Source organism: Microbulbifer thermotolerans (assembly GCF_900112305.1).
In the GTDB taxonomy this organism is placed as follows: Bacteria; Pseudomonadota; Gammaproteobacteria; order Pseudomonadales; family Cellvibrionaceae; genus Microbulbifer; species Microbulbifer thermotolerans.
Genome location: NZ_FOKT01000002.1, coordinates 123,527 through 138,971, shown reverse-complemented (window position 1 = coordinate 138,971; position 15,445 = coordinate 123,527). Strand labels below are relative to the sequence as shown.

12 protein-coding genes are annotated in these 15,445 nt (G+C 54.4%); 1 reads left to right on the top strand and 11 read right to left on the bottom strand.

Features of this window, described 5'->3' with window-relative positions; translation table 11 throughout:
• Positions 1–26: 26 nt before the first annotated feature.
• The 9 genes from BM155_RS03145 to BM155_RS03105 all read right to left on the bottom strand — a co-directional run bounded on the left by BM155_RS03145 (position 27) and on the right by BM155_RS03105 (position 11,079).
• A complete protein-coding gene (locus BM155_RS03145; RefSeq protein ID WP_067153286.1) occupies positions 27–1,010 on the bottom strand; it encodes a universal stress protein in 984 nt (327 codons plus the stop codon).
• Positions 1,011–1,360: 350 nt separating this feature from the next.
• Entirely contained in the window at positions 1,361–1,573 is a 213-nt protein-coding gene (locus tag BM155_RS03140) for a zf-HC2 domain-containing protein (protein ID WP_074901052.1), read from the bottom strand.
• A gap of 5 nt (positions 1,574–1,578) precedes the next feature.
• Positions 1,579–2,205 carry an RNA polymerase factor sigma-70 gene (locus BM155_RS03135; RefSeq protein WP_082817442.1) on the bottom strand — a complete coding sequence of 209 codons (627 nt, stop codon included), beginning with the start codon at positions 2,203–2,205 and terminating at the stop codon, positions 1,579–1,581.
• A 399-nt stretch (positions 2,206–2,604) separates the two neighbouring features.
• Complete coding sequence (locus BM155_RS03130; protein ID WP_067153282.1) at positions 2,605–3,585, bottom strand: hydrolase; 981 nt, start codon at positions 3,583–3,585, stop codon at positions 2,605–2,607.
• Positions 3,586–3,697: 112 nt separating this feature from the next.
• Positions 3,698–5,101 (bottom strand): hypothetical protein, encoded by a 1,404-nt coding sequence (locus BM155_RS03125; protein WP_217641412.1) that lies wholly within the window; start codon positions 5,099–5,101, stop codon positions 3,698–3,700.
• 216 nt (positions 5,102–5,317) lie between these two features.
• Positions 5,318–5,560, bottom strand: a complete 243-nt coding sequence (locus tag BM155_RS17500; protein ID WP_254773114.1) for a DUF411 domain-containing protein — start codon at positions 5,558–5,560, stop codon at positions 5,318–5,320.
• A 229-nt stretch (positions 5,561–5,789) separates the two neighbouring features.
• Positions 5,790–6,752: an L-histidine N(alpha)-methyltransferase gene (gene egtD / locus BM155_RS03115; RefSeq protein WP_067153278.1), complete on the bottom strand. Its 963-nt coding sequence runs from the start codon at positions 6,750–6,752 to the stop codon at positions 5,790–5,792.
• 9 nt (positions 6,753–6,761) lie between these two features.
• Positions 6,762–8,045: an ergothioneine biosynthesis protein EgtB gene (egtB, locus tag BM155_RS03110; protein WP_074901392.1), complete on the bottom strand. Its 1,284-nt coding sequence runs from the start codon at positions 8,043–8,045 to the stop codon at positions 6,762–6,764.
• A gap of 334 nt (positions 8,046–8,379) precedes the next feature.
• Positions 8,380–11,079, bottom strand: a complete 2,700-nt coding sequence (locus tag BM155_RS03105; RefSeq protein WP_254773095.1) for a TonB-dependent receptor — start codon at positions 11,077–11,079, stop codon at positions 8,380–8,382.
• Positions 11,080–11,293: 214 nt separating this feature from the next.
• Between BM155_RS03105 and BM155_RS03100 the strand changes: the two genes are divergently transcribed.
• A complete protein-coding gene (locus BM155_RS03100; protein WP_074901044.1) occupies positions 11,294–13,654 on the top strand; it encodes a penicillin acylase family protein in 2,361 nt (786 codons plus the stop codon).
• Here the strand turns inward: BM155_RS03100 and BM155_RS03095 are convergent, their stop codons facing one another.
• Both BM155_RS03095 and cysG read right to left on the bottom strand, forming a co-directional pair.
• Entirely contained in the window at positions 13,655–13,918 is a 264-nt protein-coding gene (locus BM155_RS03095) for a hypothetical protein (protein WP_074901042.1), read from the bottom strand. It lies immediately after the preceding gene.
• A 102-nt stretch (positions 13,919–14,020) separates the two neighbouring features.
• The gene (cysG, locus tag BM155_RS03090) at positions 14,021–15,406 is read right to left on the bottom strand and encodes a siroheme synthase CysG (protein ID WP_067153273.1); all 1,386 of its coding nucleotides are present in this window, start codon (positions 15,404–15,406) and stop codon (positions 14,021–14,023) included.
• Between the last annotated feature and the right edge of the window lie 39 nt (positions 15,407–15,445).

The following is a 15,445-nucleotide window of genomic DNA, read 5'->3' as shown; positions in this document are numbered from 1 at the left end:
CCCATTTTTCTTCCAAAATCTGAGTTTCATCGCTGGGCAGCGTCACTTTCCGGAAGTGTCGGGTGGCGTATTTGGCAGAAGTCGGCACCGGCGCGCAGTGCCTGCAATTGAGCTTCGGGCAGGTCCTGGAAGACCAATACTGGACGGTCGCTGTGACTCATTACCGTGTGGCAGACGGTGCCGGTCACTTGCTGCGCCCCGCTCTGCCAGTCGTGGGCGCTCATGGCGATGAGATCGACTCTCTCTTCAATAGCTGTAGCGTTTATACGCTCGGCAACATTTTGAGCGACAACTAGCAGCGGGCGTACCGTGATGCCGTTTTGCAGCTGGCGGGCAACTTCATCGAGGTAGGCCCGTGCCGCGCGTCGGTTACATTCAACAAATTTCTCCCTGGTAGCACGCTCCTCCTGGGTGATTGGCATACGCCGCGGCATATCCGGTACCGCAATGACCTGCAACAATATCAGTTCCACCTCCTGCCCTCGCATCATGGATGCTACCTGACAGGCCACCCATTCGGATCTCGGCGAACCGTCCATGGAAACGAGCACTCGGCGGTAAGCAGTCTTTTCGGGATCCGCCGGAGTCTCCCCTGGCCGTACCACCATGAAGGAGCGCCCGGAACCGCTGAACACCTTTTGTGCGGTACTACCGAAAGCGAAACGGCTTACCCCCCCTTTGCCAAAGGCGGTGAACACAATGAGGTCAATCTGCATTTCTTCGCAGTATTCGACGATCTGCTCGGCAGGCCGCCCTTCTACAACGGATACGGTCACGGGGATATCGCGCCGGGTAAGGCGCTCGGCCAGCCGGTTCAAATAGCTGCGCAGCTCTGCCCGCCGCAAGCGCCAGTCAACAGGATCGACACTGGGCTCGCCGGTGTGGGATCTCTGAACATGCAACAGATGGATCTCCGCGCCGCTGGTGTTCGCCAAAGTCACGGCGTGGGCAACAGCTTCCTCTGCAGTGGAGGAACCGTCTAAGGGCAATAAGATGTGCTTGAATGGCATGCGTGTTTCCTCTGCCCGGTGTTGTGCAGTCCTTTTATCTATCTGTGATTGCAAGAAAAATAACGGTGTCGACGCGTTATTGGATTACCGGTTTATTGCCGACTTCCATGAGTGTGAGGCCCGATTAGCCCGATCTGAGCTTAGCCGCTCTGGAGGTAAGAGTACCCGTACGAGGCACAATCCGGGTTGAATGAGGAGTCAATTTGTTGTTAGGTGCGCATCGCCACAAAAAGCGCTCGGGCTAGGTGCGGATTCACATGAGCCAGGAAACCTTTGGATGGATGCGAGCGGGAGGTCGGAGCTTGCCCCTAGATGGTGGGTCAATCTACGTTTGTGATCCGTTTAAGCCCTCAGTCACCGGAATCCTCTTCACGCTGAGGTTCATCTGCGGCTCCGCGGACATAGGCCCGGGATATACGGCGCAGTATGTCTACCTGGCTGCCAAAATTCCGGCAACCGGAACAGATCAATGTATGCAGTTTGACACTGATGCGCTCACTGGGTGTCAGTTCACGCTCTTGCGCCTCAGAAAGCAGACGTGTGATATCCCTGCACTTCTTCATGACAGCTACCCCTCCCTAATAAACCAGTTGTTTTCAAGACACTCCCGCAGCCGAAGGCGTGCGCGGTGCAGGATGACATTCAGGTTAGTGACAGAGATTTCCGCAGCGGCACAGATCTCGTGGCTTTCCAGCTCGATAAATTCGCGCATCATAAACACCTTTGCCTGACGGGCGGGCAGATGCTCCAGGCAGGCCTCGAAAATGCGCCAGAAATGCTTATCGCGGATTGCCGACTCCGGGTTCTCCCAATGCGCGGGGCGTTCCTGGCGGTGCCAGTGGCCGCTTTCTTTAAACAGTGTATCGACGATATCCTCTTCCGCGTCGCTGCGCAGAAGTTGGTCAGCATCCACAAAGCGGTGGCGCTGGCGCAGCGTATCGGCGATCTTGTTTTTTAATATTGCAAACACCCAGGTTTTTAGTGCCGCGCGGCCGCCAAAGGTCCGGGCATTTCTTAGAGCTCCTAGCAGAGCCTCCTGTACAGCGTCTTCCGCAAGCTGTGGATCATCCAGCTGCAGCAGGGAGAATCGATACATCTGCTGGCGCAGCTGCTGCAAGAACTCACCATCCATCAGCGCGGAAGGTACCGTATCATCGCTTAATTTGCCGGCATTTTGGGCCGTACTTTCGCTCAAAGCCTTCTCCTGGGACAAGCAACACTGAGGCAGGCAATGGTAACCGATGTCGGCGAACCTTCTCAGTGTGCGGTGATTTCTTTGTAGTTAGTCGTTCGTTTAGATGTTTCGTTACAAAAAGGCTGAGGGAACCTCTGATTAAGTCACTTTCTGGTGGCAGAGGCGCTTCGGGGGCGGATGTGAAGCTCAGGTGATAGGACGGGCATTTCGAAACCGTCGGATACAGGGATGTATCTGTCGGAGCTACAGGGAAGTACTCGTGCGTTTTCGAAATGTCCGTCCTATTGCCTGAGCGCCCCGGAAGCTACCATAGTGTTCACGCGAATTGATCAGAGGTTCCCTGAGGCTCAGGGAGGCTCTGATTATTCGCTTCCGGGCGGTAATGAGAATGTAACCTTTTTAGCGTCGGTTCAGGACTGATTCGAGGAAGTTTGGTATCCGCTGCTCCAGCCAATACACCGGCCGCAAGAGGCTGCCTCCGATAAAGCCCACATGACCACCCTTTGCACTCACTTCCAGACGGATACAGTGACTGAGTTCTGGTTTAGTGGGTATCGCGCTGGGACAGATAAAGGGATCGTCTTCCGCGTGGATAATCAGCGTAGGAACCTGGACATAACGCAGCAGTGGTTTACTCGATGCACGGGTGTAATAGTCGTTTACATCGCGAAAGCCATGGATGGGCGCCGTGAAAGCGTTGTCGAAGTGGCGGAAACTGCGAAAGTGTGCTTCCTCATCCAGGTCTGGCATAGCCTCTGCCAATTCCGGGTTCGCGGCCTTTATGCGCAAGCTACGGCGCAGACAGGCCAACAGGTGTTTTTGATAAACCCGGGACAAGCCGCGGTCTATTCGCCGGGCACAGGCATGCAGATCCATTGGCGCGGATATTGCCACTGCTGCAGTGAGGGGACTCTCTTTCCCATCCTCTCCCAACCATTTCAGCAAGACGTTACCACCGAGAGAATAGCCGACCGCCACTAATGGTGTGTTCGGCAGCTGTCTCTTGAGCTGCTTTGCAAGCCAGCGCGGGTCCTCACTGTCACCACTGTGATATGCGCGCGGCAATCGGTTGGGAACACCGCCGCAACCGCGGAAGTGCATCACTGCAACTTGATAACCCCGTTCCAGCAGAGATTCCATCAGCCCCTGGGCGTAAGGAGACGCCACAGATCCCTCCAGACCGTGCAGGATCAGCACCAGGGGCCTCGTCGCGTCATCTTTAAGCTCCCGCGGTGTGTGCAGGGCCAGCCGGTCGCCATCAGGTGTATCGAACCAGTGGCAATCTGTGGATACCCAGGGCTGTGGCCGGTGAAAGCGGGCAAATACCGTCTGCAAATGGCAGTTTCCTAGGCCGGCAGCCGGGGAAAACTTCTCGGTCATACATCCACTCAGAAATCGTCTGAGGCCAAGATACCCGTTCGGTGAGGGAAACAAAAGGCGCTTCCCTCACCCACTGCTTCAATAAGGTTTGCCCCTTTTTCCTCGTCAGCCCTCACAACGTATAAAGATAAGCCACCAGGTCCTTTTTCTCCTGTTCGGTCAATTGGGTACCGAGAACAATATTGAAGAACTCCACTGTGTCATCCAACGTCATTAGGCGACCGTCGTGCAGGTAAGGCGGAGAATCCTTGATACCGCGCAGTGGAAAGGTTTTGATTGGGCCATCCGCACTCGCGAGACGCCCGTTGATCATCTTGGGCTTGAAGAAGCGCTCAGTGCGCAGGTTGTGCATCAGGTTGTCGGTGAAGTACGGTGGCATATGGCAGACAGCGCATTGCCCCTTGCCGAAGAAAATCTCTTCTCCTCGCAGCTCTTGCTCCGTCGCCATATTTTTGTCCAGCCGGCCCAGCAGGTTGAGCTTTGGTGCTGGAGGGAAATCTAAGAGCTCCTGTAGCTCCGCCATAAAGTGCACTTGGCTGCCGCGCTCGAGAATGTTCACTCCTTTCTTGGTGGCGATCACAGGGTCGCCATCAAAATAGGCGGCTCGCTGCTCAAACTCAGTGAAATCCTCGACAGTTTTCAGGGCACGTTGAGACCCGAACAAACGCTGTATGTTAACGCCCCGCAGCGTAGGGGTATCTATGCGGTGGCGGTGCTTCTGCGGACGTATATCGCCCACAAGGTGCGTGGCCGCATTGGTATGACCGTTGACATGACAGTCGAAGCAGGCGACTCCCTGGCTTGGCTTTACGGAACGCCTGTCCCAAGTGGCATTGAATTGTTGCTGCGGGAATGGAGTCACCAGTAAGCGCAGACCTTCCAGTTGTTTTGGGTTTAGGATGCCATTGAAAAGGTCATAGTAGTTGGTCAGGTTAACCAGCTTCCCCTGGGATACATCCCCCAGATCAGGGCGGGTAGTCAGGAAGATTGGTGGCGGAAATTCCGGCAGAAATTCGTCTGGAAGCACAAAATCCAGATCGAAGCGGGTGAGGTCCCTACCCTCCAATTTCTTGACTTCATCGATGTGAAATTGGGGAAAAAGCATTCCGCCTTCATTCTGATTAGGATGCGGCAACGGATAAAAGCCCTCCGGCCACAACCCTTTTTCTTTGATCTCAGACGGCGACATTCTCGCCAGCTGGTCCCAAGTGGTTCCACGGGGAAGTTTGACTCTGACGCCCCCCTGCACCGCTTTACCTCCACTCATGGTCACACCTTGAACCGGGCGGTTGGAGAGATCGTAACGCTGATTGAGTAGAGTCTTGTGACGTTTGATGATATCGGACTTTTCCGCCCGCATCCGCTTAAGAGTGGTATTGAAGCTTTCCTTGTCCACCACTGGCATATAGCTGCTTGGCGGGGCAGCCATTTGTGCAAGTACCGGGAGAGAAATGGCGGTAATACCGGTGAGCAGCATCCGGGCGAGTGCCGTGGACTTCAGACTATAGCTGAACATAGAAATCCTCCGCAATTTGTTATCAGAGTGCTCTCCAAGCGTCGGGCGACACTACTGCTGCGAGAGGTACTCAATCCAATAGACCATGGATATTGAGCTTGCCAATAGATTATGCCTTTTACGGCAATAGATATGGGCTAACAATGCGGTATTGACGTATAAGTACTTATTTACTCGTCAGCAATCGTAAGATGAAAAAGTCTGTCGGAGTTATTCCTATTCCGGAGCTTCAACGCGGGTGTAATAACGGTAATCTCCGTCCCGCAGTAGCAGATATATCGTATAGGGTTCAAAGGTTTTTCCATCGTACATTCCGGGGCTGCCGACAGGCATTCCGGGTACGGCCAATCCGAGGGCGCCGGGCGGGGGATCAAGGAGGAAACGCCGGATATACCTTGCCGGGACATGCCCCTCAAACACATATTGCTGCCGCCAAACGGCAGTGTGACAAGATCTCATCCCCGGCGGAAGATGCCAGTGACCTTTGACGCCACGCATATCCATGCGCGATATGGGCTGTACATCCAACCCTTTTTCTTCCAGGTAGCGTATCCACTTCTTACAGCAAAAACACAAGGGGTGCTTATAGACCACCATGTCTGGAGGTCTTTTCGTTGCCTCAAAGTCCGCTGCAAGTGCAAATGTACCCGCATAAAGGACTGTCAGAAACGAGAGGCCGATAAGAACGTCAATTGACCTGCGCATAGTGGACCGCGTAGCGCCGCTGTATATCACTCCAGTGACAGACTGGAGTAAAGCCGGTTTTTCCGAGCAGGCAGTTGAATCCTGCGACAGAATACTTATGACTGTTTTCAGTGTGTATCGTTTCACCTTCCTCAAAATACACTCTTGTCCCAGCGATATGGACGCTATGGGTCTTCAAACTGACCAGATGCATTTCCACCCGTTGCCGTAATGGGTGGTAGAAAGCGCGGTGGGCAAAGAGCGCAAGGTCAAAATCTGCATTCAGTTCATTGTTGATGCGAACGAGTATGTTCTTATTGAAGGCGGCTGTGACATGCTCACTGTCCGCATACGCCCTTTCCAACACAACGGCATCTTTGACCAGATCGGTCCCTATCAGCAAACCATCTCCCGGTTGCAACATAGACTTAAAGAATGCAAGTAAATCCTCCGCGTGTTGCGGTGAAAAGTTTCCGATGGTGGACCCCGGAAAAAACACCACTTTTTTACACGCGGGAAAATCCATCAGCCCAGTCCAAGCCTCCGGGTCACTAAAATCCCCTACCGCGGCCCGAATGGTGAGTCCGGGGAGCTGTGCAGCCATCCTACCCTGAGCGGCCATCAGTATTTCCGGAGAAATATCAATAGGATAGTAACCTGTTGGACTATCGAGCTGTCGAAGCAACTGCTGAACCTTTTTACAATTGCCTGCGCCCGGTTCTACGATCAGCGCAGCGGGGCCAATCCGCCGGGCCATATCGGTAAGATATTTCGAGAAGATATCGGCTTCGGCTCGGGTCAGGTAATAGTCGTCGAGTTCACAGATACGCTCAAAAAGGCGGGAACCCGTCTCGTCATAGAGATATTTGCACGGCAGTGCTTTCTGTCTTCGTCCCAGCCCTTCCAGTACATCCCTCAGAAATTCTCGGTCCTGTATCTGTTCTTCGCTCTGGGAAGGCAAGGCCATAGTCACGATTCACTCTCCAGCAAGGCGAATTCCGGTAAACTGCCAAGATTGATGAGGATAGAAGAAGTTGCGATAACTGATCCGTATATGGTCTGCAGGCGTGACACAGGATCCTCCGCGCAAAACCTTCTGATTGCACATGAATTTGCCGTTGTATTCACCGACAGCACCGCTATTGGCGCGAAAGCCCGGGTAAGGTAGATAGGCGCTGGAGGTCCACTCCCACAAATCACCGAGAAACTGCGTTTGACCGGGGGCTGGCGCCACAGGGCGGAAGCTGCGCTGCTCCAACATATTGGCAGTGGCCAGTTGATCTGGTTTACGCAATATCCAGACCGCCGCCTCCCACTCGAACTCTGTTGGCAGGCGACATCCCGCCCAAGCGGCATAGGCATCGGCTTCGTAGTAATTGATATGGCAAACAGGCTCTTGCTCAACGATGGGTTGCAAGCCGGATAGCGTGAATTGATACCAGCGCCCTTCCCTTTTTTGCCAGTAAAGTGGTGCAGTCCGCTGATCCTGCTGTATCAGTGACCATCCGTCTGACAACCACAAGCGGGGTTCACGGTAGCCACCGTCTTCGATAAATTCCAGGTATTCACCATTGGTAACCAGGCGCGATGCAATACGGAAGTCCCGCAGTAATTGCTGATGCGCCGGCCCCTCATTGTCAAAATAAAAATGCTCACCTTCAGCGCCGATACTGTAGAGACCACCGGGAATTTCCAGCCATTCCAAGGTATGAGCAGGCGCTTGACTATCGTCCTCGTGAGAGCTGTCCGTATAGGCGGGTTTGACGGGGTTGATGGAAAAAGCGTGTTTGATATCAGTAAGCAACAATTCCTGGTGCTGTTGTTCGTGGTTCAGTCCTAAGATGATTAATGCTTCGAGTTCCTTATTCACTGGACCATCGGTCAGTAGCTTTTCCATGGCACTATCGATGGTATGCCGATAGGCAAAAACTGTGTCCAAATCAGGCCTGGAAAGCAGGCCGCGCTGCGGGCGTTGGAAGGGGGTACCGAGACTATTGTAGTAGGAGTTAAACAGCTGGTGGAAAGAGGGATCGAACTGCCGATAGTCTCGTAAGTATTGACGCAAAATAAAGGTTTCAAAGAACCAGCTGGTATGCGCCAGGTGCCACTTGGTGGGGCTGGCATCCGTCATCGACTGGATTTGCATATCTTCCGCCGATAGCGGATCGGCCAATTGTTCCGTCTCCCCGCGTATCCGCCTGTAATGTGTGAGGAGTTGTTGCCGGATTTCGATGTCTACCTCACTGGCGAGAGTCGTCATGAGTGCCGCCGCTTGGGATTCCTTTTCCAAAGGGTGCTATTGATCATACGCAGTTTTTGTCCAATTCCCACAACAATGCCAACCTATAAGTAAAAATCCGTGCCACTTTCTCTCAAAAAGCGGCGATAAATTTACTGGAATACCTTATCTGCAAGCACTGGATGGGAAAATTGCGCGTTATGAGGAGGTCTCCGCTGAATTTGCGTCCTCTAGGGAACCTCTGATTAATTCGCGTGAACACTATGGTAGCTTCCGAGGTGCCCAGAAAATAGGACGGAAATAAAAAAGGAGGCGAGAGTGTCGCCTCCTTTTATTACAGCATGTGGCTGCTTACTTAGAAACGCACGGTGAAGTCGGCGCCGTACATACGCGGCATATAGCGCCACGCCGGGCTGGCGCCAATTGCGGAGCCGGTACCGCCGTAGCCGCCAACGATTTCTTCGTCTGTCGCATTCTGGACCCAAAGTGCCGCGGAGTAGCGGTCTGACGCACTGTTCCACCCCAGGCGGAGATTCAGCAGTTGATAGTCATCCACGACACGAGTGGGGTCGTCAACCGTGCCGACGCGCTCGTCGGTCCAGTTGTAGTCGCCGCGCAAAACCACGTTGGCACCAGAAGCCAGCTCAAAGTTGTACTCCGCCATTAGGTTAAACTTGTTCTCCGGCGTGCCCACTCGCGGTTCGCCAACGAGGGAATCCTCTTCAGTTTCACCGGCGGCTTCGAGGATCTGATAGCGGGTATATTCAGTCTCCAAATGCGAGTAGTTACCAGCGATCAGCAAGTTATCGGAAGCGGCCCAGACTACCTCCAGTTCCATGCCCTGCCCTTCCGCGTCGGCATTGCGCAGGTAGTAGTTGGGGATGGGTTTGCCCACCAGATCCAGTTCCTGCAGGTTATCGTACTCATAGCTGTAAACCGCCGCATTGAGCTGCACACGGTTATCGAAGAGGTTGCTCTTCAAGCCAATTTCCAGATTGGTGACATCTTCCTGGTCGAATGACGGATCAATGCCCTCAGCCGCACTGAAGCTGTTGAATCCACCGGCCTTGAAGCCCTCTGACAGCGAGACATAGGTCATGATCTCGTCGTTCCAGCGGTAGTCCAACACGATACGGCCAGAGATATCACTCCAGGAGTCATCTAACTCCTGATACAAATCGGCAATGCCATTGTTGTTAAACGCCATGCCAAAGCGCTCTGCGGGGATACAGGGAGCCGAGGCCGCGGTATCACAGGAGGGCACAGCAGGGATTGGCAACTGACCGATGACACTGCCATCAGGACCGATCAAGTCAACGGCACCTCCGGCCAGCGCAATCGGCAGGGTGTTTTGGTAAGAACTTTCGATAGTAAAGTCTTTTTCATCGGCGGTATAGCGGGCGCCGATAGTCAGATCCATCCTGTCAGTCAAGCTCCAGGTAAAGTCACCATAGATGGCTGCGGAACGATAATCCCCTGTATTGAAAACGGATTCTGTCCAAGGGATATCCGCCATTACCCAAGGGGCGATGCCAGCCATCAACTGGGCAATCATTTGGTTGCGATCCAGCATACTGGCGGTGACGCCACTCGGCGCCCCCAACTGCTGTAGTAGCGCATCCGCCTGTCCCGACTGCACCAGCAGGTCGTAGACGAAAGTCGACACCGCGGACCCCTCCGGCATAGCCGGGATTCCGCCTGCTGCCATAGTGGAACGAATCTGAGCCGCCAAGTCCTCTTTTTCCGTTGTTGTCATCTGGTCAAACACGGACTGAGGAATTCCAAAAGCTTCAGGATTTCCCTTCAGCCCTTCGTATACCGCAAAAGACTCAAGGGACCCGGAAGTAAAGTAAGCGTCGGTCAAATGCTCCAGTTTTTCCTGGGAGTAGGAAAGACCCAGGGTCCACTTCAATGTATCGGTAGCGCCGTTGAGACGGAACTCCTGGGAGAATTGTTCCTGCTCGTCAAAGTTGGCGGAACCAAACATGTAATCCGGATTTGCCGTGCCGTCTTCGTCCTGCTGCAGGTGTGCGTCAAATTTGCTGAAGGCGGTAATGGAGGTAAAGGTGAAGTTGTCAAAATCACTGGTGATGGTGAGAGAAGTGCCAAAGGAATCGCGGTCTTCGATAGTCGGGGTATCCAGCGCATAGTCTTCGAATACATCGCTCCCGCCATCCATTGCTTGCAGGGTGGGTACAATGCTCGAGCGCAGCGCACTTCCCTGATCCATTACGCCATACTCAGCCCGCCACAGTACTTCTGTATCCGGCGTAGGCTCCCACAACAGAGAAGCGCGGTAGGTCTGGGTATCTTGGTTTCCCGCAGTGAAGTCCCCGGCCAGGTTGTCAGCAAAGGAATCTCGGCGGTTGGTAGATGCAGTGATACGACCGTACAGGTTGTCACTCAGCTGGCGGTTGACGAGTAGGTCCACAGACTGGCGACCATAGTTACCGGCAGTAATATTCAATTCGGTTGTATCGTCCGCTTGTGGCTTCCTGGTAATGATATGGATGGCCCCCCCCGTGGCATTGCGGCCAAAGAGGGTACCCTGAGGGCCCTTCAATACCTCAACCCGCTCGATATCCGCCAGCGGGACCTCCGCCCCGGCGCCGCGACCGTTATAGACACCATCAATATACACAGCTACGGCAGGGTCAGAACCCACGGTAAAGTCGGAAGTCTGAATGCCGCGGATGTTATAAGTGGGTTGCAGCGGGGTGTCGTTGTTCATTTCAACGCCGGGTGTTGATTTACCCAGGTCAGTCAGGTTTTTGATCCCCATAGCCTTCATATTTTCACCGGTAACGGCGGAAATGGCGATGGGTACTTCCTGCAGGTTCTCCGCACGCTTTTGTGCGGTTACCACGACTTCCTCGATTTCGGCCGCATATGCCGTGCCGCTGATCGCAGTGGCAAAGGCAATAGCTCCGGAGAGAGTCGACAGCCTGAATTGGCGGGTTTTCCAGCTTTGATCGGCGTCATGCATCATCGCGTCCTCGCGTTTGTTGTTATTGAAAAGCGTGATGTCCAGTAATTTTTTGTTATTGGGCGCCATCTTACGATCACCGCAGAGGATTTGAAAGTCTGTATGACTTTTTTTGAGTGACTAGTCAGTTCTAGACGCTATCAAAAAATCTACCCGTATACATTTGGCGCACAGAAGAACAAAAATAGGGCTTTTGTGACTGTGCAATGTCCTCGGGTTACTACTTTTATGCTTTTCTTCATTGCTAGAATCTTCAAAAAATAAAAAGTCCTTCGGAGTTTCCATGGCGTACCCTCTCTTGTCCCGTCGCCGCATTCCCCACCTACTGATTGGTCTAACCGCTCTATTTGCAGTTACCGTTTTTGTGGGTAGAACCTGGCTGAGCCAAAGCCTGCCGATACTGGAAGGTGAGGTGGACACCGGTGGATCCCTGCAGGCTCCGGTTACGATTCACCGGGACGCCCAGGGAATACCGTTGATAGAGTCAGGGGATCGCAATTCAATTGCATTCGCGTTGGGGTTTCTCCACGCTCAGGAGCGTTTCTTCCAGATGGATCTGTTGCGCCGCAATTCCGCCGGTGAGTTGTCTGAGTTAGTGGGAGAAGTAGCGCTTGAACAGGATAAGGCCGTGCGCCGACACCAGTTCCGCAAACGTGCCGAGCAAAATATCGCCGCCCTACCCCAGGCCCACAGACAACTTTTAGACAGCTATGTATCGGGAGTGAATTTCGGTCTGCGGCAGCTGAAATCCAATCCCTGGGAATACACGCTTCTCGGGCAGGAACCGGAACCTTGGACCAGCGCCGATAGCCTGCTGACGATCTTCAGTATGTATCTGACATTGCAGAGTCCCATCGGCAAATTCGAACTGCGGGATACCGCCCTTGCGGATTTGCTACCCAGGGACCTATACGAATTTTATTTTCCCGAGGGCGGCAGCTGGGACGCGCCATTGATCGGTGAAGCCCGCGGACCGGTTACCATCCCCGACACCTCCATTACTTCTCTTCTTAACAGTGGTGATGCCATCACCTATGAAAGCATGGAGAGCGAGGACAATATTTACGGCAGCAACAACTGGGTGGTTGGCGGCGCCCTCACAGCACACAATGGCGCCATTGTGGCAAACGATATGCACTTGGCGCTGAATGTCCCCAATATATGGTACCGGGCCGGTTGGAATCTGCCCGGCACTGGCCGGGTGATCCGTGGGGCCACCCTGCCCGGAGGCCCCATCATGGTGGTGGGCAGCAATGGCAAAGTGGCCTGGGGCTTTACCAATACCACCGCCGATTGGGGCGATCTGATTCCCCTGGAACTGAGCGAGAGGGGCGATCAATACCTGACACCGGAAGGTTGGCGCAACTTCGAGATAGAGCGGGAGACGATTGAAATCAAAGGTCGAGAACCGCAAGTCCTCCAGGTGAAAAAGACCATTTGGGGCCCGGTCGTTGCAGAAAACCACCGCGGGGTTCCCCTGGCCTACCGCTGGGTCGCTCACGATATTCAAGGCGCCAACCTGAACCTGCTGCGCTTGGAAACAGCTGCCTCTGCGAAAGAAGCCCTGGATCTCGGACCGTCGCTCGGAATTCCACACCAGAATATGGTAGTGGGCGATGCGAAAGGACATATCGGCTGGACAGTGGCCGGCCCCATCCCGCGGCGCGTCGGCCTCGACGGCAGCCGCTCCGTTTCCTGGGCCGACGGCTCAGCTTATTGGGATGGCTACCTGTCCGTAGAGGAGCAGCCCCGTATCTATGACCCACCTTCGCACCGCATCTGGACAGCCAATGCCCGCACCATGGATGGCGAATACCTCAAAGTTATGGGTAACCGCGGTTACGCCCTGGGTGCCCGCCAACAACAGATTCGCGATCGCCTCTTTGCCCGCGATACTTTTAGTGAGCAAGATCTACTGAATATACAGCTGGACGATCGTGCTATTTTTCTACAGCGGTGGCAGGAGCACCTACTGGAGCTATTGGATGGAGAAGAAAGCTACACAGACGTGCGCCACCAAGTGAAACACTGGGGAGGTCGGGCCAGTGCCGACTCCGTCGGCTATCGCATTGTCCGAAATTACCGCCTGAAGTTTATGGAGCTCACTACGGCGCCAATACTCAGCTACATGCGCCGCTATCAACCGGATTTTTCCTTCGGCCCCGTCAAACGTCAGTTCGAATATGCCTTGTGGGAAATGGCTCAGCGGGAGCCTTCACAGTTGCTAAACCCGGATTACGAATCCTGGCGCGCGCTCAAGTTCGCAGCCCTGAACCAGGTATTACAAGAAATGTCAGCGGACAACCGTTCGCTACAGGAACAAACCTGGGGCGTGGAAAATACGGTACGTATTCAACACCCACTGGGTAAGGCTATCGCGGCGATCAATTGGTTCACTGCGATGCCTGCGGACCAACTCCCCGGCGACACGCATATGCCCAGATTCCAATCCACGACTAACGGTGCCTCAGAGCGCATGGTGGTAGCCCCTGGGCGCGAGGACAACGCCATCTTTCATATGGCCACTGGCCAAAGCGCACATCCGCTATCCCCATTTTTTGACCGTGGTCACAAAGATTGGGTAGAGGGGAATCCATCGCCGCTAGTGGAAAGTGAAAGCCGTTACACACTCAGGTTGCGTTAATCAGACGGTCTCATCCAGGATCGCAAATGAGAGAAAAGAGGTGAGCAGACCGATTACCAATACAAAGGGCAGTAACGGGAAGCAGAGCATCAGCAGAGATGTACCTATCCAGAGGTTTTTCACCCAACCTCTTTTCAAGCGATAGCGGTGGCTGTACCTACGCGTGTGACTATCGTGGGGATTGGGAAGGCAGATTTCGCCCATCCGGGGAAGAAAGAAGCGCACCAAAAGAGTGCAGTAAAAACGGATCAGGGCGATAAACATTGAGAGCACCGCGTACAAACTTCCTTTGCAGTATAGATGCCCTACCGCGCCCGGGGTGTGGGCAATCGAATGCCCTCCCAAAAGACTCCGCGGAGTGCAGTTTTACCGGGAACTGTACCAGCGCAATTTCTCGTGCAGACTGACAACAGTGCCAATGATTGCCAGTGCTGGAGCCTCTACCCCTTCCGACTTCGCCAGTTTTGGGAGTGTTGACAGATTCCCCACAACCACACGCTGCTCCCTGGTGGTTCCCTTCTCCACCAATGCCGCCGGGGTTCCCTCAGGCATGCCGTGCTCTTTCAGCTTGGCACAGATAGTGTCAATGCCGGTCAGTCCCATATAAAAAACCAGCGTCTGTCCGGGAGAGACAAACTCCGCCCAAGGCAGCTCGAGCGTCCCTTTCTTCAAATGCCCGGTGACAAAGCGGACCGATTGGGCGTGATCCCGATGTGTGAGTGGTATGCCAGCGTAACTCGCACAACCGGAAGCCGCTGTAATCCCAGGCACCACTTGAAAAGGGATTCCCGCGTCTGCCAGCTTGTCGATCTCCTCTCCGCCCCGACCGAAAATAAAAGGATCACCGCCTTTCAGACGCAGCACCTTCTTTCCCTGCTGGGCCAAATCCACCAGAAGTTGGTTGATATTGTCCTGCGGCACTGAGTGGAATTCCTTTTTCTTGCCAACATAGATCCGCCTGGCATCGCGACGTACTAAGTCGAGCACCTCGGGAGAGACCAAGCGATCGTAGAGCACCACGTCGGCCTGTTGCATGAGGCGCAGGGCGCGGAATGTCAGCAAGTCCGGATCTCCGGGGCCTCCACCGACCAAGTACACTTCCCCAGAGGGCGCCGGGCTGCCCTGCCACGCGTCCAATGCTGTAAGTAGTTGGGCTTCCGCCTCGGCATTTTTTCCCGCATCGACTTTCGAGGCCACAGGACCAGTAAAAACCCACTGCCAGAAATCCTTGCGGCGCTCTTCTGGCAGTACGGCTTTCACACGATCTCGCATACGCCCGGCTAGCGCCGCCAGAGAAGCAATACCTGGTGACAGGAGTGCTTCCAACTGCGCGCGTATCAAGCGCGCCAGCACCGGAGCCGAGCCACCACTGCTGATACCAATGGAAAGGGGGCCGCGTTCGAGGATGGCTGGAAAGGTATAGGTGCACAAATCGGGGGCATCCACCACATTGACCGGCAAGTGTCGGGCACGGGCATCTGCGGAGACAATGCGATTGATTTCCCTGTCCCCTGTGGCGGCAACCACTAAATCGACGCCATCGAGATGCCCCGAGTGATAGTTGCCCTGGAAAACCTGCCCGTTACTGTCCGCGACCAGTTGCTCCAACTCATCAGTTGTCGCAGGTGAGATTACCCGCAAGCGCGCACCACCCCTGACCAGCAGACGGGCCTTGCGCGTGGCAACGGAACCTCCGCCCACGATCAGGCAGAGGCGATCTTGGATGTCGAAAGCGAGCGGTAAATAGCGCAAGGCAGGCTCTTGGATAATTGTGGGGTGTGCGGTGCCAGA